Genomic DNA, 19339 nt, shown 5'->3' with positions numbered 1-19339 from the left:
ATTATAACATAAACACTTGGAGAACACTTTTGTTTTACGCGAACAAATATTCTCCAAGTTTATAATCTTTCCAATTGGACTGTGAAGTGTCTCATTAAGGGAGCTTCCCAGGCGATACGTACTCCATGAGTGATGCTTTCTCTGCGTTCATATACATTTTTGAGGGCGGCAGCTATTACATTCATGTGATTGTCGGTATATACTCTGCGGGGAATGGCGAGGCGGAGTAGGTCAAGACCGTTGAAGCGGTTTTCATGGGTCACCGGATCACGGTCGGCAAGGATATAGCCGATTTCGCATCCACGGATACCGGCTTCCAGGTAAAGTTCTATGGTTAGCGTCTGCGCTGGGAATTCTTCTCGAGGAACATGTGTCAGCACTTTAGGCGCATCAATGAAGATGGCGTGTCCTCCGGCCGGGCGTTGGTAAGGGATTCCGTATTCATCCAGTTTCTTTGCCAGGTATTCCACTTGTTTGATACGTGTTTCGAGGTTGTCGAATTCGGTGTTTTCGTCCAGTCCGATGGCGAGGGCGTTCATATCCCGTCCGTTCATGCCTCCGTAGGTGAGATAGCCTTCGTATTGTACACAGAAACCTTTTGCACCTTCATACCAGTCTGCACACCGCGTGGCAATAAATCCGCCCATATTGACGATTCCGTCTTTCTTGGCGCTCATTGTCATGCCATCGGCAAGAGAGAACATTTCCCGTGTGATTTCTTTGATAGTTTTGTCTCGGTAACCTTCTTCGCGCATTTTGATGAAGTAGGCGTTCTCGGCAAAACGTGCAGAGTCGAAAAGTACGGGTTTGCCATATTTGTCGGCAATGGCACGTATTTCGTACAAGTTTTGCATGGAGACGGGTTGTCCTCCGGCTGTATTGTTGGTGATGGTGACGATGATAAAAGGAATCCGTTCTGCGTATTCTGTGAGGGCTTTCTGTAATTTATCAGGGTCTACATTTCCTTTAAACGGTATTTCTAGTTGGGTTTGTTTGGCTGCATCGATGGTGCAGTCTAATGCGATGGCATGACGTCCCTCAATGTGTCCTTTGGTGGTGTCAAAATGCGAGTTTCCGGGCACAATGTCTCCTTCATGTACCAAATAAGAGAAAAGGACATTTTCAGCGGCACGTCCCTGATGGGTTGGTATGATGTATTCAAATCCTGTTAGTTTCGTAATCATCTCTTTCAACTTGAAGAATGAGGTCGCTCCGGCATAGCTTTCATCACCTAGCATCATTCCTGCCCATTGGCGGTCGCTCATCGCTCCGGTTCCCGAGTCGGTGATGAGATCTATATAAACTTGTTCTGATTTGAGTTGAAAGACATTATAATGTGCTTCTTTAATCCATTGCTCGCGCTCTTCACGTGTGCTTTTCCGGATGGGTTCTACCATCTTTATTTTCCATGATTCAGCAAAAGGTAATTCCATTGTCGTAGATTTAATAGTTTTGAACGACGAATGTAGCTAAAATTTGCGTGATTAGCAAATATGTGATGACTTTTTGTAAGTTGTAACTATTGGAATTACTTCTCCATGGGCTAGTAATATATCAATTTGTAATAGGTAGATATAAAGAGAGCCGGATTCCTTAAAAGAATATCCGGCTCTTTAAAATTATGCATTCGATTGAATATGATTATAAATTTGATTATTGGTAATCAATAGGCTGATTAGAAATAAGTATATAACCGATTGATATCAATTGAACAGTGGTTGTTTAGTCCTCGATAAGTGTAATACCGTCAAGGCAGAAATAAGAAGGAGTGTTCATATAAGATACTCCTTCATATTCTGAATTATCAGTGGAACTCATTTCAAATTTAATATAATCAGCATTTTTAATACTGCTCCAATCAAACCATTGCCATGTGTTTACAATTTCGGTTTTTCCGTTTCTGAAATCGGCAAGATAGAAATCGACTCTTCCTATTTCATTGTCATTGGCTCTGTAACCAACAGCTGTTATTTTATACCAGTCACCATTGGCGAATTTCTTTACCATAGATGGATCTTGTCCATCGTCTCCGTTTTTGATGGCTAGATATGCATAAGTTGTATTAGTAACCCATGCTCCTTTAAATGCATATTCTCCTTTGAGATTAGTAATCTTTGCAGTGTTAAAGCTACTGGTATATGCAGTGAGATAGGTTGTCCCATTTTTACCTTTTCCTGTAATAGCACTGCTATTAGCAGATCCGGGAGTGGTAATGTCAGTTTTATTGGTGTAAGTAAATCCTCCAGCAAGTCCCCATGCTGCATAATAATGATTACATTCAATTAGATTCTGATTATCTTTGATACTTGTCTCGAGAATATCATAGCCTGTTGGTTGATCACCTGTGGGAGTAAATTCACTCTCTGCTTTTGTTAATTTATTTTCAAAACTGGCAACCACTTCGTTTTTTACATCATCGTCATCATCGCTACAGCCGCAAAATACAAATACTGATAACAGTAATAATAAGGATAATTTCTTCATGTTCTTTTCTGATTTTAATTATTAATTAATTGTTGATTATTTTTTGAAATGTAAGTTTTCAACGGTTGTGACTTCGGTGGATATTTCACCCATTTGTCCTGCATCCTGGTTGACTGCAGTCGTAATCTTTACGAAGTCGATTTGATCCAAGTCGGCTGGTGTGCCGTTACCATCCACAGCCCAATCTATCTTGAAATTACTTTCTTCCTTGGTGTTGGGATGGTTGTCTGCATATCCCCATGGATAACAATATCCTACCCATAATCCATTTTCCGGAACGGCATTGTCTTTTAGGCGTGTTCCCCGGAATGTGATTTCATTATCTTCTATCCAAAGTGGATAATAGGATTCCTGATTGTGGAAACTATTGCGGAGAATATATCCTTCATTGCCTTGATTGTCCTTCCAGAGCACCTTTTGGTTGGCTGGGTTTGGACGGTAATAGGTTATTTCATATCCTCGGGTTTCTGTGTCTTTCCCATATTCGCTGCCTTTCAGTTCATACCATTCGTCATCAGGTTTTCCATTACCGTTTGCATCTTTGGATACGAATACAATTCCCGGTTCTGCACTTCCTCCCAGTTTTCCTGTTCCGGTTTTGGAATTGTAGTAAGCATTACCTCTTACCTTGAAGTCATATTCTCCCGTTACATTTGGAATGGGCTGTGGGAATCCTAAAACAATGTAGCCACCGAATCCTCCTAATGTAATAAGCGATTTTTGCCGGATTCTGCGGGTTGCTTCTTCCAATATTTCATCGTAGGTAAATCCATCCTTGTATGCTGATGTGGTAGTATTGATAAATTGTCCGGGAGCAGGACGGTATTCCCATACTTTATTGGCGAAAGCTAGAGGGTTTTCCGTGTCATCGTCATTATCGTCAATATTGCTTTGTGAGGCTTTGTCACTGAATGCGATGGTATTCGGGTTAAGTCCGATGTTGTTCAGGCGGAACATGAGTTGTCCTTGTTGGTTGAAACAAAGTAAGTCGCCGTAAGTGGTGTAATCGCGTGCTTCGGTGATATATACATTGTTGCTGTACGGGTTGATATTGATACCGTAAGGTGTTTTTATCACAGTTCCATCGGTTATGAAATTCTCACGGATTGTTTCTTCTGTTTTCAGATTGAACATCTTGATAGAAGAAGTCTGTGTGGTATAGTTGTAATTGTATAGATAGGCTATATCTCCGTCGATGGCGAAGTTTTGCACTTTCTCGTTAGATTGAGTGACTTTGTTTGTCCGGCAGTCTATCTTGACGAAATTATAATCTCCGGCTTCTATATCTTCGCCACGGGTGGCTACATAGACGGTTTCATCCGGACCTGCTATTATTTTACCGGGATTCGGGCCTACTGTAATTTTGCTACTTTCTTTGAATGTGGCAATATCGACAACGGATACTGTATTATCTACACCCAGCCCTGATGAATAATCCAATCCGCCGGAATTGGAAATATATAGCTTTTCGTTTTGTACACAAATGCCGTCAGGGTTACGTCCCACTGATGTGATGGCATCTATGGAAAGGGAGGTTGTATCTATACGTGCAACGGTTCCGTCATAGGAACATACGTATGCTTTATCTTTATGAAAAGCGATATAGCGTGGTTGGCGGGAACTCCCATTTTCTGCCTGCATCTGAATTTGTTTCAATGAGGTTCCTGTACGAAAATCTATCACTTCTACTGTACTGGAGATGTTGACTACGACATACACCTTGCTTCCATAAATAGCCATATCGTTGGCTGTATCTCCTAATCCCCGGTGGTTGACTGCTTTGAAGTAATCACGAACCATTTGTTGATTGCCGAAAGAGAAACGTGCCAATGAGCTGTTATTCTGGTTGAACAGTCCTTCACATAATACATATAATTCAGCGGTACCCGTTTCTGTCGGATCACCTATAATGCCTGATGTGAAAGGTTTGTCTTCCATGTCATCACATGCCATGAATAACAAGATCAATGACAGCCAGCACCAGAATATATATATTAATTTCCTTTTCACGACCATATCCTATTTTATAATATTTAATATCTTATTTTTATTGTCGCTCTTACAGATCGTCCGGGCATTGGGAAGTATTTCACAATTTCGTAATTCTTGTCCATCAGGTTCAGTACTTCCACGCTGAAAGAGGTGGTGACTTTTCTTATCTGGAAATCGCGGCTTGCAGAAATACTGTGGTCGCTATAACTATCCAATCTGTTTTCGGCAATGTTTTGTCCCAACGCGTAGCGCTTTCCTGAAAATAGGAATGAGTAAGACAGATTGATCCATGGTGTTTCAATGCCTGCCTGCCCCGAAGCGGAGACACGGGGAGTGTAGGCTATCTGGTGTTTGTATGTCGATTCATACGTGTTTGGATCGGGTGGGGTAACGTCTAATGCTCGTTGGTATGTATAGTTACCCGAGAGGTTGATGCGGATTTTTTCCCAGGGTTGGAGGGAGAGACTTCCTGTAGCATCAATGCCTTTGATGTCAACTTGTCCCAGGTTTTTCATGCTCCATACTGCAAGGTTCTTGGTAGGGTAAGCGATGATTTTATCTGTTACCTTATTATAATAAGCATCGACGGTTGCTGACAAATAGGGTAGGAATGGGCATACATTCTTGCTGTATGTCAGTCCGATGTTGTATTGTTTGGCTTTTTCCGGCTTTAGTTGTGTGTTTCCTACTTCTTCGTAATATAAGTCGTTGAAACTTGCCAGGCGGAAAATATCTTTATAGAAGAAGCGTACACGGAATTCTTCATGATGAAAAGGTTTGAATGCGGCACTTACATAAGGGGTTAGTTTACGGTGATTGCCGGCACTGCCGCCTTTCTTTACATCTTCATTGATAACGGTTGCCAATGCGGATGCGGAGATTGTTAACCAGTCATTCACGTATTTGCCGGCGAATGCCGTTAGCCATGAATAGCGCGTGGGATGTACAAAGTTGTTTAGATCGGCGTTCATGGTGTTGATGCTTCCGTCGGTGGAAAGAGAGAATGAGAGGTTGCTCAACAGTCTGTATAGTACAGAAGCGGAAAGGTAATATTCTTGCTGGTAGTAGCTGTTTTCTGTTTTCTTTAATGAGTTCTTTGTATCGGGGTCCAGGTACCGTTGATAGCTCCAATTCCACTTGGCAGAGGTTTGGAATACCCATTGTTGGCTGAATTCTTTCTTGTATTGACTTTGTATGAAAGTGTTTTTATCCCACAGGTGTTGGGTAGAATGGTCGTTGTAGAAAGTGGTAGCTTTGGGTAGTCCCCGGGAGGACTGGAAGTAGTAGGCTTTCAACCGCCATTGTTCTTTATCGGAGAAGTTGCCGTAAAGTCCGGCTTCAGCACGGAATGTCTGTACGTCTGTATTTTTCCGTTTCTCGCGTGAGGACAGATCTCCTTCTGCACTTCCATAGCGCAGTGTATATGGATAATGTCCGTCAGAGGACATCCATTCGCCACTGACTGATATGCTCCATGTTTTATTGAATTGTTGTTCCAGCAGGAGGGAGGGATTGACTAATCCCCAGGAACCTGTTTTGAAAGCTCCTGCTATGTTGGTCTTTTTGTCCTTCGTGAATAGTGGGGTAAGTGTTTGTATATTCAGTATGCCTGCTGCTGCAAAGAAGCGGGCAGGTTGGAAGATATTATCGCTTTGTCCGTTGTTTAGAGAAAGTCGGTCTACGTTATCGAGTGAGAAACGCCCGATGTCGATTTGCCCGGTTTGGCAATCGGTCAGGGTAATTCCGTCATAGCCGACAGCAGTATGTTGTGCTCCCAGGCTTCGTATAGATACAGTTTTCAGTCCGCCGATACCTCCGTAGTCTTTTACGGTCACTCCCGCAAAGTGTTTCACTGCGTCGGAGACTTGCAGGGCGTGCAGGTTTTTCAGGGCGTCTTTGGAGAATACTTGCAGGGGAGCGGTTGAACGTACTTCGCGAGTCTGGTAGATATCTGATACTGTTATTTCAGGAATAGAATATGTATGTGTCGTATCTACCTTTTGCTGTTGTGCAAAAAGTGATATGGATAAGAATTGGCAGCAGAATACTGCAAAGATCATTTTCTTAAATGTTCTCTCTTTCATTTATTCCTTTTTCAGTCTATTGCTATTTAAAAGTGTCCGGGCGAAATCCCTTCGACCGGACACGCATAAATAAACTTGGCAGAGTTTATTCGTTTTAACACACTTTCTCTGAATCAGAGTGATGAATGAAATGATGGACGACTTGTCCCGTTCATTAGACTCAACGCTTTTTCCTCGAAAGCAGTGAAACATATTTGCATGGTAGGTCTTCTGACTTGTTCCTGCTACAAACGCCTTCCCGGATTAGTCTCCAGTGGCAATGAGTGAATTGCTTGTAACATACATGGAACTTACAGCAGCGGGACTGTTCAGGATTTGCACCTGATTCCCTTTTAATCGCTTCCCCCGCATGGGAGTCGCGAACCAATGCGTGACAAAGATAGGGAGTTTATTTCGCTTTTGCAAGGGGGAGTGTTCTTTTTCTTTCGTCTTGATACGAAAGAGAAAGAACCAAAAAAGAAAATACCTGCGCTTGACGCTGAAAAACGAGGCCGGGAAACCATGCGGTGTGTTCGTGAGGTGGGTGTGGGGGAGGGGTAAGCGTTGGTGGGACTTTGGAAAAATGGTGACGCTATCCGATATAAATAGTGACGGTATATGCTCAAGATACTAACGGTATCCTTGCCATATACCGTCACTATTTTTTCTATGTTAATCAAGTGTCCTATGTTAGTTCGTATAGTGTATGTTTACTGTTCGCTTTTCATTAGTAGGTATTCTTCGATGGCTTGTGCGGGGGCGTCTTTTAAGAGCACAGTTTTTTCCTTATTCAAAAGGTAGAGGGTGGGGATTGCTTTCAAGTCGTATAGTTGTTGTTCTTTGATGGCGAATTTCTTGTCGTATCCGTTGATCCATTCTTTGGGGAATTCGTTCAGATGTTTGCGCCATTCGTCCAGTTCTTCGTCAGGATAGACGGAGAGGACTGTTAGTTTCTTTTGTTCCAGAAGTTGGTTGATGATAGGGGCGTTTTTCAGGGCATCTATCGTTTCTGTGCAGGCATGGCAACCTGGGTTGTTGATGAATAGCAGGATGTAATCCGTTTGTTGTTGGTAGAGGGAACCTTGCGCGCCGGAAGCCAGCGTGTAGTTGAAGTTCAGGGCTTTGGTGCCGATGCGGTTTTTCTGGGCTAATTCCCGGCGGGCTTTGGGACGTACTTTTTCTATTTCCTCTAGCAGGGGGGAAGTTAACATAGCATCTAATACGGGGATGTAGAATTCTTCGTTACGCATGGGGGAGTTGGGGTCGTAGAGATATTTATCGGCCAGATCGGTGATGTAGGTGAATACCTTTTTGTCTGCGTTCGTTTGCTCGATTGTTTTCCGCATGGCTTCTTGTGCGGTTTTCAACGGGACGTGATTCAGTATGTCACAATAGTCCGCCCAGGCTTGTTCGGTTATTTCGGGGTGGTGGATGTAATTGGTGTCGGCGAAGTTGACATGATCCCAATAGTGCTTCACGAGGAATTCTGCACGTTGCTCCGGAGCTGTCATCATTTGCGGGATGGCGGGCAGGGTGAAGGTTGTAATAGTATCCCGGGGAGCTTCGTTTTCACATTGATTGGAAGCGTTTCCACTTTTGCAGGCACAAAGAAGGAGAATACACAAAGTAAATAGGATATTTATATTCGTTTTCATGACTTGCTATTTTTCGTTTAACTTATGTATGTGCATTGAAGTATACATGTATTGAAGACAAAGATAACTTTCTTTTTATTTTTATCAAAAAAATCATCTTTTTTTCAGTTACCGGAGTTTCAAATGGTGAATTTGCGAAGTTCGGGAAAGGATGAGCTGGAAAGAGGATCATGTTCTGTTTTTAAGATTTCCATCGAAAAAGAATACTTCAACATGATTAAACCAGAAGACAAATTGCATAAACAAATGCAAGAATATGCAGAAACTCCGGCTTATTTTGTATGTTTTAGCGAGGAATATGCACTTTTGGGGGTAAGTAAAGCCTCCATTTCTTACTGATATAGCTTTGGTTTCTCACCGATGAACCTTCTGTTTCTCACCGACAAACCTTTGGTTTCTCGGTGAGGAAGCTGCGAAGGCATAAAAAGGGACTTTTTTGAGCTGGTTGGTCTTCGCCGGGTGATAAAAGGAAAATGGCAAAAAGACCGTATACCGATGATTTGTCTTTCCAAAAGAGTCATATAGTGGTAAATTACTTTTGTGTTGAAAGAAAAACGTTCTAAAATGTAAAATATAGGATTCCGCTGAAGGAAAATGCTACGCATTTAGTTAATCTTCCGCACGGTGATCCAATCTATTGCATTCTCGTGTGTTTTAATATTCCTTTTTTAAGGAAGTATGCACAGTGGTCATTCTTGCATTTTGCCCAGACTTTTCACTGTATTGGCGAACTCATCTTTCGGTACAATGGCTTTGTTGCGTGTCTTCAGTCGGTTGTTGTAGACCGTCTGCGGAGAGCAATGTAAGAATTCGGCTATCTTCACGCTATCGTTAATTCCCAGACGTACCAGCGCATATATGCGTAGTTCGGTATTCAGTAATTCTCCATCTTTTAGTAAAATCTGCTCGTCGGGATGCAGCAGGGCGTTGAAGTCTTCGACAAAATTGGGATAGACATGTAGAAAGATGGCGTCGAAGTTATGGTAAAGCTCTTTCAACTCATTCTGTGCCATAATCGGAGAGTCTGTCAATTCTTTTATGTCATCAAATTGTTTGGCTTTCATTTTCCTGTTAATACTTTTACGGAATTCGTCCAACTTGCTGATATAGTTGGAACAGATGGAAAATACGTAACCTATATATTCTTCCTTTACATAATTGGATTCGCGAAGTTGGGCGTTTGTTTCTTTCAACTGTTCATTTAACGACTGTAACTGGCCGTTTGCTTTTTCCAACAGTTGATGGGTTTCCGACAGTTCGTCCACATGTTTGTTCAGCAACTGATTGCTTTCATTCAGTTGGGAGCGTGAATATGCCAGTCGCTTCATTTGCATATAGATATAGAGAATGGCAATCAATAAGATGATTGAAAGAACACTGACCAGAAACAAGAATGTATGCAAACGGGCTTCCTGTCGGATATTTCTTTCCTGATAGGCCCGATGAATGGCGTCTTGTGTTTCCGAAATGCCGATAACACGTACCCGGTTGCGATAAAGTTGGGCGTTTTGGAGGCAGTAATTAATATAGGTATAGGCACGGTCTATATCATTCAGTTCATACAATGTTTTTGACAGCTCTTCCAGCGAAGCAATGTCCTTGTTTGCTGTTTTCACATCCGCCATTGCCGAATAAATCATATATTTCAAATACTCGTTTTGTTGATTGCTATCCTGATAAAGGCAGGCTAGGATATAGGCATTCATTGCATCACGTCGAGTTTCCAGGGATGACCTCTCTACTTCATTCAAGAGTTCTTTCTTTATGGATTCCGTTTCAGTGGTTCCCAGAAATTTCCACCCTTTGTACCATAAATAGAAAGGGTCTTGAGGAGTGATGTAGGCATAGATAGAGTCTTTATACGCTTTTTTCTTTCTCATAATATCCTTCACGGATATTTGTATTGTTATCTCCTGAATACTGTCTGAAATGAGAGTACAGATACATCAACTGTCCGTAATATTCCACTTTCAGTTCAGGGGTGAGTAATTGGCTCGAAACATTGCGTAATTCATCTAATGCCTCCTTCAACAAACCGGTAGCAGCCAGAAGAAAAGACTTCTTGATTTTCCATTCCGCTTTCCATTCTTTTTTATTTAGCTTGTCGGCGATGTCCAGATTCTGGTCTACATAAATCATGGCGGAATCGGAATTGTAAACGGAATATTCATCGTAATACATCTTGTTCAGCCAATAGCGTTCTTCTGATGTACGGATATTCCGTCCCTGGTTATGGAGTTGGTTTATTTTGGCCTCTTTAGCAGCGACGAAATCATCCTTTCGCGCGATTAAAGAATCTAATTTTGATAGAAGAGACTCAATTTCCATACTATGGGAGTCAGCAGACAAAAAGGTAGAAGTAAATAAAAGTAATAAGGTAAGCAGATGTTTCATTGTACTATATTTGGTTAGACGTACAAATATAAGTCAATCCTTTTAAATATGGCGGATGTTCTTTAGGAAAAAGTTAGGTTATATAATCGTTTGATGATGAATACCTCTTCCCGTTTTATTTATTAAAGTTTACTTTTTGCTCTCTTCTTTTTATAGTAATATGTTAATAATTAGATTTTTATCAAAAACGGTGGTTTACTTTTGCGCTTTACCTGCTCATACAGGCTATATGCACTTGTTTTATCTTTGCGTTGACAAAAGTCATAAGAAATTTGAGTGTTAACTTTAATATTTTGTGTTATGAGAAATGATTTAAAAAAGACGCAAGCGTTCAGATATATGTTATCTGTCGGATGCTTGCTGTTTTTCTTTTCTATCGGTATGTTTGCCCAGCAGCAGACTGTGAAAGGAGTAGTAAAAGATGTAACCGGTGAGCCCATTATCGGTGCGAGTGTATTGGTAAAAGGTACTAATAACGGTACTATTACTAATCTTGATGGTGCTTTTTCTCTCTCCAATGTAGAAGAGGGGGTAGAGATTGAAATAACCTACGTAGGTTATCTTCCGCAAATTGTGAAAGCTACTATCGCTCCGCTCAACATTATTTTACGGGAAGATACGAAAACTTTGGATGAAATAGTAGTGATTGGTTATGGTACTCAGAAGAAGAGTGTGGTAACGGCCTCTATTGCCAAGGTCTCTTCCGAAGATTTGAGCAGAACATCTCCCACACGTGTGGACAATGCGTTGAAAGGTCTGGCAGCCGGTGTTCAAGTTACTACCCTCAATGGTCAGCCGGGAGCGAGCTCAAGAGTACGTGTGCGTGGTATTGGTACTATCAACAACTCCGACCCGCTTTACATTATTGATGGTATGCCGGTAGACGGTGGTATTGATAATATCAATCCCGCTGATATTGCCAGTATCGAAGTATTGAAAGATGCAGCTTCCGGAGCCGTTTATGGGGCTCGTGCGGCAAATGGTGTTGTTCTCGTTACTACAAAGAAAGGTAGTATCGGCAAAACTAAAGTGAGTTATGACTTCTCTTATGGATGGCAAAGTGCATGGAAGAAGCGGGATATGCTGAATGCTACCCAATATGCTACATTGATGAATGAGGCTGCCGATTATGCAGGCGAGGCTCCCCGTTACGAACAGGTTGCTTCTTTAGGTTCGGGTACCAATTGGCAGGACGCCTTGTTCTATGATAATGCTCCGGTCCAGAATCACCAGTTAAGTATCAGCGGTGCTTCCGAGAAGGTAAATTACTATTTTTCATTAGGATATTATGATCAGGACGGTATCATTGGGGGAAACTACGATGCTTCCAACTACCAACGTCTGTCACTGCGTAGCAACACAATGTATACGCTGTTTGACGAATCGGAACAACGTAATTGGCTGAAAAAGATGACATTCTCTATGAACATAGCTTATTCTCGTGTGAATAGTGTGGGTGTCACTGCCGGCAGTCTGACCGGATCTCCGCTCGGCGACGCTTTGTTCATGGATCCTACCATGTCCGTTTACGCTAAAGATGAAAGCGAACTTCAGAATTATGACCGGAATACTTATGGTGACCCTATCTACGACAAACGTAGCGGACAGTTGCTTTCCATGCCGAGCAGTGATTTCAATGAACTTGCTAATCCGCTTGCAAGACTTTCCTTACCCTATGAAAAGAATAATTCTGATAAGATTATCGCTACTTTGGCTGCCGAACTAAGTGTTTGGGATCATTTGAAATATAAATTCTCTTGGGGTTCCGACCTCGCATTCTGGGGAAAAGACGGATGGAATCATCCTTACTATCTGAATAAAAATGCTACGAATGACAAATCGAAAGTGTGGTCTGAAATGAATCGTGGCTATACGTGGCAGATTGAGAATGTGTTGACGTATGACAAAACGTTTGGTGTTCATTCGTTTGCGGTTGTGTTGGGGCAGTCGGCCAAGAAGTATACAGGACGCGGATTAAAGGGCGATGCAATGGATATGATTGAATATATTGGGGACAAGGCAAACTTGGATTTCACAACCGGTTTGCAGTCTGCAGGTAAACGTAATGCCACCGGTGGGGCATTTGACCCGACAACGTTGGCTTCCTACTTCGGTCGTTTGAGCTATAACTATGATGAACGCTATATGTTACAGGTTACTGTGCGTCGTGACGGTTCGTCTAACTTCGGTCCTAATAACAAATGGGCTACCTTCCCTTCCGTATCTTTAGGATGGAACATAACAAATGAAAAGTGGATGGATCAACGTCCATCTTGGTTGACTAATACAAAACTGCGCCTCTCTTGGGGTAAGAACGGTAACGAAAATATCGGAGCTTTCCGTTATATGGCCAATGTAGCTATCGGTAACAACTATGTGTTCGGCACTCCGGGATACCAGAGCATCGTCATGGGTAGTAAGCCGTCCGGTACTCCCAATAAGGACTTGAAATGGGAAGAATCGGAACAATATGATGCCGGTCTGGATTTCGGCTTCTTCAACAATGCTTTGACTTTCACGGTGGATTATTTCTACAAGAAGACGAATGGCATGCTGAAGGAAATGAGTATTCCTTCTTACTTGGGTGAGTCCAAGCCTTGGGGTAACGTTGGTTCGATGAAGAATGAGGGAGTTGAATTGGAGCTGGGGTATAAGTTCAATAAAGGTGACTGGAACTTCGGAATATCCGCTAATGCCAGCTATCTGAAAAATGAATTGATTAATCTGGGGAATGCCGATGGCTTTGAGATGTATGACAATGTTCACCAGATTGGTAACGTATCCCGTGCGGAAAACGGAATGCCATATCCTTATTTCTATGGTTATAAAACAAACGGTATCTTCCAGAACAAGGAGCAGATTGATGCTTATGTGAATGATAAAGGGCAGAAGCTGCAGCCCAACGCAGTGCCGGGTGACGTAATCTTTGTAGACTTTGACAAGAACGGAGAGATCAATGATAAGGATAAGACAATGATTGGTAAGGGAACTCCTGATTGGACATTCGGTTTGAACCTCAATGCTTCCTGGAAAAATATCGACTTCAGCATGTTGCTGTCAGGTGCTATGGGGCAGGAAATCATGGATGTAACCCGTCGTCTGGACTGCCGCTATGTGAATCTTCCCGCAGAGTTTATGAATCGTTGGCATGGTGAAGGAACTTCCAATACAATGCCTCGTTTTTCTTGGGCAAACAACAATGATAACTGGCGTGTTTCTGATCTTTATGTCCATAATGGTTCTTACGCACGTATCAAGAACATTCAGTTGGGTTATACATTGCCGTCCTACCTGACTCAGAAGATCTTTATTCAGAAGCTTCGTTTCTATGTGGCTGCCGAGAACCTGCTGACAATGACTTCTTATAAAGGTCTTGATCCGGAACTCAATGGTGACGAACGTTCCAATGGTATCGACCGTGGTTACTATCCTCAGGCGCGTACCTTTACCGTAGGTGTTAATCTTAATTTTTAATGAATATAAAGCATACAGATATGAAAAAGTTTACATTATATAGCTTCGCCGCTCTGGCTTTGATGCTGGGTACAGCATCTTGCGGCGACGACTTCCTGTCAGTTGAGCCTTCAAGCAGCTTGCCCATTGACGGATATTATACTACAGAATCCCGAATGATGGAGTCAGCAGTGGCTGCTTACGATCCGATGCAATGGTATGACTACTTTGGTGGATGGGCACCCTTGAGCTTGGTATGGGACGCTATGGCTGATGATATGTATGTCGGTGGCGGCAACACATCCGACCAGTCACAGATTCACCTGATTTCCCAGTACAAGTCCGATCCCCGTAATAATATCGATGGAGCGTGGACAACAAGTTATTCAGGTATCAATCGGTCTATCCGGTTGATTGATAATGCAAAGGCTTCCGATCTATCCGATGATAAAAAGGCTCTTTTTATAGCCGAAGGCCGTGCGATGCGTGCCTGGTATTATCTCGTTCTCTGGAAAACATGGGGCAATATTCCTTTTTATGAAGAGAATTTGACCAGCCTTCCTTATCTGGCAGATCAATTAACTGTAGATCAGGTTTATGAAAAGGTGGTTGTCGATTTGGAGAGCGTGCTGGACAGTGAAGTACTTCCGATGAAACAACCCGACGAATGGGCCGGACGTATGACGCAAGCTGCTGCTTCCATGATTTACGCTGATTATGTGATGTACCAGAAAGACCAGTCCCGTTACGGAAAGGCTTTGGGATATATGAAAGCAATCATCAATTCGCACAAGTATGACTTGGTTAAAAATTATAATGATCTTTATGCGCTTGATAAGGAATGGAACGAAGAAATCATATTCGATGTAAATTATATAGCTAAAGGAGGTAAACGTACTTGGGGGGATGCCAATTTTACAGGTGGTACTGTATATCCTGAAATGATTGGTATTGATGGCTTGACTATCAAATGTGCAGAGGGGCATACTCCTGAATTTACAAGCGGCTGGGGGTTCGGCTCTGTTTCTAAAGAAGTGTATGATGCCTTTGAAGACAATGACCGTCGTCGCGATGTTGCCATTCTTAATCTGGATAAATATGCAAGGGCGAAATTCGCTGAAGGGGATACCGTCACTTATGGTGGTCGTTATCAGAACACCGGTTACTTCCTGCGCAAATATCTGCCCCGTCCGGGTGATACGGAAGGTAGTGTAGGTGATGCCGGTTTGAACCATGATGAAAATCTTCATCTTTACCGTTATGCCGAGACATTGCTCAATGCGGCTGAACTGGCTTTGGCTACGGGTGACGGTCTTGCGCAAGATTATTTCGATCTTGTCCGTGAGCGTGCCGGTGTAGCTTCTATCCCTGTTACCGTGGATAATATCATTAATGAACGTCGACTTGAATTTGTGGGTGAGGGAAAACGTTATTTCGACCTTGTCCGCTCCGGAAAGGCTGCTACCGTACTCAAAGCTGGAGCCGGTGTGGTTCTACGGACTAAGCGTACCTATAATTTTGACAAGAATCAGTGGGAAGGTGAAAATACTTGGGGTGGACAGGCTATCCCGGAACGTGTTGACTGGACAGAAAACAAGAAATACATTCCTATTCCTCAGAGTGAAATAGAAGCTGCACAAGGCTCGATTACGCAGAATCCATACTAATTTAATAAGTATATTTCCTTAGAATGCCTTGCTTGTGCCACGCCTTTGACGCGATATGAGCAAGGCATAATCAAATTAGAAGAATAACATATGATGAAACATTTCAAACTGTCTTCTGCCTGTTTGCTTATGCTTTCTTTCTTTGCCTGCACACCGCAAGCAGGTAGTGAGAAGGATAGGGACATAGATAATAAGGTCGAGGAACTGCTGGGTAAGATGACTTTGCAGGAAAAAATAGGGCAGATGAATCAGCTGAGTCCGAATGGAAGCATTGATCAGATAGCCGGGGTGATAAAAGAAGGGAAAGTGGGTTCTCTGTTGAATCTGACTGACCCTGAATTGGTGAATAAAGTGCAGGAAATAGCTGTGAAGGAATCCCGGTTGGGGATTCCTGTCCTGATGTCGCGTGATGTGATTCATGGATACAAAACTATATTTCCTATTCCATTGGGACAAGCGGCAACCTTTAATCCCCGAATTGCAGAGGATGGAGCCCGCATAGCCGCTGTTGAGGCATCTGCCGATGGTATTCGCTGGACTTTTGCTCCGATGATTGATATTTCCCGTGATCCGCGATGGGGACGTATGGCGGAAAGTTGTGGCGAAGATCCTTATCTGTCTGCTGTGATGGGAGCGGCGATGGTTAAGGGGTTTCAGGGGGATTCTTTGGACGATCCGACAGCCATAGCGGCATGTGCCAAGCATTTTGTGGGTTATGGTGCCGCTGAAGGTGGCAAGGATTATAATTCGACATTCATACCGGAACGTGAATTGCGCAATGTCTATTTCCCTCCTTTCGAGGCGGCTGCCAAGGCAGGGTGTGCCACGTTCATGACTTCTTTTAATGATAATGACGGAGTGCCTTCTACCGGTAATTCCTTTATATTAAAAGAGGTGCTGCGTGGAGAATGGAATTATGACGGCGTAGTTGTGACGGATTGGGCGTCGGCTACCGAGATGATTGCGCACGGTTTCTGCAAAGATGCGAAGGAAGCGGCTGAAAAGTCGGTCAATGCAGGTATAGATATGGAGATGGTAAGCGGTTCCTTTATGGAAAATCTGGAGACTTTGGTAAAAGAAAAAAAGGTTTCGGTAGCTACTATTGATAATGCAGTTCGTAATATCTTACGTTTAAAGTTCCGCTTAGGGTTGTTCGATAATCCTTATGTGGTATCAGATCAAACAGTAAAATATGCGGAAAGTCATTTGGCGAAAGCGAAAGAAGCAGTAGAGCAGTCGGTCATCTTATTGAAGAATGATAACGAGGTTCTTCCTTTGGGAGAGATGGTGCGTACGGTTGCTGTAGTCGGTCCGATGGCGGATGCCCCTCATGACCAGATGGGGACGTGGGTGTTTGATGGTGAAAAGGAACATACACAGACTCCGCTGAAGGCATTGCGGGAAATGTATGGAGACAAGGTTCAGATTATTTATGAACCGGGATTGGCCTATAGCCGCGACAAACAGACTTCGGGTATAGCAAAGGCGGTGGCAGCAGCCCGGCGGGCGGATGTGGTACTGGCTTTTGTCGGTGAAGAATCTATTCTGTCGGGCGAAGCTCACTCCTTGGCTGATTTGAACTTGCGTGGAGCGCAATCGGAATTGATTGAAGCGTTGGCAAAAGCCGGTAAACCGCTGGTGACGGTGGTTATGGCAGGTCGTCCGCTCACTATTGGTAAAGAAGTGGATGAATCGGCTGCCGTGCTTTATTCCTTTCATCCGGGAACGATGGGTGGTCCGGCTATTGCAGATTTACTGTTCGGCAAGGTTGTTCCGAGTGGGAAGACTCCGGTTACTTTTCCGAAGATGGTGGGACAGGTCCCTGTTTATTATGCGCATCATCACACGGGACGTGCTCCCAGCGGCAAGGAAACATTGATTGATGATATTCCATTGGAAGCCGGGCAGACCTCGTTGGGTTGCACTTCTTTTATATGGATGCAGGTTTTGGTCCTTTGTTCCCCTTTGGTTACGGATTGTCGTATGCTACTTTTGCCTATGATGTGTTGGAATTATCGGCTGATAAGTTGGCGGCAAATGCTACATTGACGGCGAGAGTGAATGTGACGAATACCGGAAAGTATGCCGGAACAGAAGTTGTCCAGCTCTATGTGCAGGATAAGGTGGCTTCTGTAGCCCGTCCGGTGAAGGAGTTAAAAGGTTTCCAGCGTGTCACTTTACAGCCGGGAGAGACCAAGACTGTAACTTTCTCATTGCCCGTCAGTGAATTGGCTTTCTGGAACATTGATATGAAGAAGGTGGTGGAGCCCGGAGAATTTAAGTTGTGGTTGGGTACAAACAGTGAGGAAGGACTTTCCGCTGATTTTGAAGTAATAAATTAATCGTTAGAAATAGGTATGAAATATATAATTTATGTATTATTGTTTGTGGGGGGATTTGCTTCATGTCAGCAAAAACAGGCGCAGCAACAGGAAATTGCGCCTGCTCCTGAAGCATTCGTGCGTGTGTCCGGACAGGACTTGATTCAGCCGGACGGCAGCAAATTATTTATTAAAGGTACGAATCTGGGTAACTGGTTGAATCCCGAAGGATATATGTTCGGCTTCAATAAAACTAATTCCGGACGTTTCATCAATGAGATGTTTTGTCAGATGGTAGGTCCGGACTTTGTGGCAGAATTTTGGAAACAGTTTAAAGACAACTATATCACCCGCAAGGATGTGGAATTTATCGCTTCTACGGGGGCAAATACCATTCGTCTTCCTTTCCATTATAAACTCTTCACTGATGAGGACTATATGGGGGTGACAGGGGTTCAGGACGGATTTGCCCGTGTAGACAGTGTCGTGAACTGGTGTCGTGATAATAATCTTTACCTGATTCTGGATATGCACGATGCTCCGGGCGGACAGACAGGTGATAATATTGATGACAGTTACGGTTATCCCTGGCTGTTTGAAAGCGAGGTAAGTCAACAGTTGTTCTGTGATATTTGGAAGGAGATTGCCGATTATTATAAGAATGAGCCTGTAATATTGGGATATGAGTTAATCAACGAGCCTATCGCTCCCTATTTTGAAAATATGGAAGAACTGAACGCAAAGCTGGAACCTCTGCACAAGCGTGCGTTGAAAGCTATTCGTGAGGTGGATAACAATCATATTGTCCTGATCGGAGGAGCACAGTGGAATGGTAACTTCAAGCCGTTCAAGGATGCTGCTTATGACGATAAACTGATGTACACTTGCCATCGTTACGGAGGTGATCCTACAAAGGAAGCTATCCGGACTCTTATCAATTTCCGTGACAGTGTGAACCTGCCGATGTATATGGGTGAAATCGGTCACAATACTGATGAATGGCAGGAGGCTTTTTGTAAGGTGATGGAAGAAAACAACATCGGGTACACTTTCTGGCCGTATAAAAAGATAGATGGCTCTTCGTTTATGGGTATCAAGGTGCCGGAAGGTTGGGAGCAAGTAGTTGCTTTCTCTGAAGCACCTCGCGCTACTTACAAAGAGATACGGGATGCACGCCCTGATCAGGAGGTGGCAAAGAAAGCGATGTCGGCGTTTATAGAGAATAGTAAATGTGAAAATTGTATGCCGCAAACGGGTTATATCCGTTCGCTGGGCTTGTGGGTTAATAAATAAAAAATGGATGACCATGA

General features: G+C 43.2%; 10 protein-coding genes, 2 pseudogenes and 1 riboswitch. Of the genes and pseudogenes, 6 read left to right on the top strand and 6 right to left on the bottom strand.

The genetic code is table 11. From position 1 onward, the window contains the following. Positions 1-59: 59 nt before the first annotated feature. From NXX38_RS23060 to NXX38_RS23045, 4 genes are all read right to left on the bottom strand, one after another. A complete protein-coding gene (locus NXX38_RS23060) occupies positions 60-1433 on the bottom strand; it encodes a tryptophanase (RefSeq protein ID WP_258981314.1) in 1374 nt (457 codons plus the stop codon). Between the two features lie 289 nt (positions 1434-1722). After that, entirely contained in the window at positions 1723-2484 is a 762-nt protein-coding gene (locus tag NXX38_RS23055) for a DUF4465 domain-containing protein (protein WP_234132835.1), read from the bottom strand. A 36-nt stretch (positions 2485-2520) separates the two neighbouring features. Next, positions 2521-4500, bottom strand: coding sequence for a YncE family protein (locus NXX38_RS23050; RefSeq protein WP_258981313.1), 1980 nt, complete (start codon positions 4498-4500; stop codon positions 2521-2523). Positions 4501-4517: 17 nt separating this feature from the next. After that, positions 4518-6560 (bottom strand): TonB-dependent siderophore receptor, encoded by a 2043-nt coding sequence (locus NXX38_RS23045; protein ID WP_258981312.1) that lies wholly within the window; start codon positions 6558-6560, stop codon positions 4518-4520. Positions 6561-6742: 182 nt separating this feature from the next. Next, a riboswitch (cobalamin riboswitch) is annotated at positions 6743-6943 on the bottom strand. Between NXX38_RS23045 and NXX38_RS23040 the strand changes: the two genes are divergently transcribed. After that, positions 6927-7100, top strand: coding sequence for a hypothetical protein (locus tag NXX38_RS23040; protein ID WP_258981309.1), 174 nt, complete (start codon positions 6927-6929; stop codon positions 7098-7100). It overlaps the preceding riboswitch by 17 nt. Positions 7101-7249: 149 nt before the next feature. On the opposite strand, the gene NXX38_RS23035 is transcribed toward NXX38_RS23040, so the two are convergent. Further along, positions 7250-8194: a DUF5106 domain-containing protein gene (locus tag NXX38_RS23035; protein ID WP_148364853.1), complete on the bottom strand. Its 945-nt coding sequence runs from the start codon at positions 8192-8194 to the stop codon at positions 7250-7252. 51 nt (positions 8195-8245) lie between these two features. Here NXX38_RS23035 and NXX38_RS23030 point away from each other — a divergent pair, with 51 nt between their 5' ends. Beyond that, positions 8246-8533: a hypothetical protein gene (locus NXX38_RS23030; RefSeq protein ID WP_148364854.1), complete on the top strand. Its 288-nt coding sequence runs from the start codon at positions 8246-8248 to the stop codon at positions 8531-8533. A gap of 350 nt (positions 8534-8883) precedes the next feature. Here NXX38_RS23030 and NXX38_RS23025 read toward each other — a convergent pair. Then, positions 8884-10588 (bottom strand): annotated as a pseudogene (locus NXX38_RS23025) (DUF6377 domain-containing protein). Positions 10589-10888: 300 nt separating this feature from the next. Here NXX38_RS23025 and NXX38_RS23015 point away from each other — a divergent pair. The 4 genes and pseudogenes from NXX38_RS23015 (at position 10889) to NXX38_RS23000 (ending at position 19322) form a co-directional block, all read left to right on the top strand. After that, positions 10889-14062: a TonB-dependent receptor gene (locus NXX38_RS23015; RefSeq protein ID WP_258981303.1), complete on the top strand. Its 3174-nt coding sequence runs from the start codon at positions 10889-10891 to the stop codon at positions 14060-14062. 20 nt (positions 14063-14082) lie between these two features. Beyond that, complete coding sequence (locus NXX38_RS23010; RefSeq protein ID WP_258981302.1) at positions 14083-15708, top strand: RagB/SusD family nutrient uptake outer membrane protein; 1626 nt, start codon at positions 14083-14085, stop codon at positions 15706-15708. Between the two features lie 93 nt (positions 15709-15801). After that, positions 15802-18050: pseudogene (locus NXX38_RS23005) on the top strand (glycoside hydrolase family 3 N-terminal domain-containing protein). A gap of 15 nt (positions 18051-18065) precedes the next feature. Further along, a complete protein-coding gene (locus NXX38_RS23000; protein WP_258981300.1) occupies positions 18066-19322 on the top strand; it encodes a glycoside hydrolase family 5 protein in 1257 nt (418 codons plus the stop codon). Positions 19323-19339 lie beyond the last annotated feature (17 nt).

Origin of the sequence: Bacteroides sp. BFG-637 (genome assembly GCF_024793605.1) — a bacterium.
GTDB lineage: Bacteria > Bacteroidota > Bacteroidia > Bacteroidales > Bacteroidaceae > Bacteroides > Bacteroides vicugnae.
Note: the sequence above shows the minus strand (reverse complement) of the source record. Positions and strands in the feature narration are given on the sequence as shown.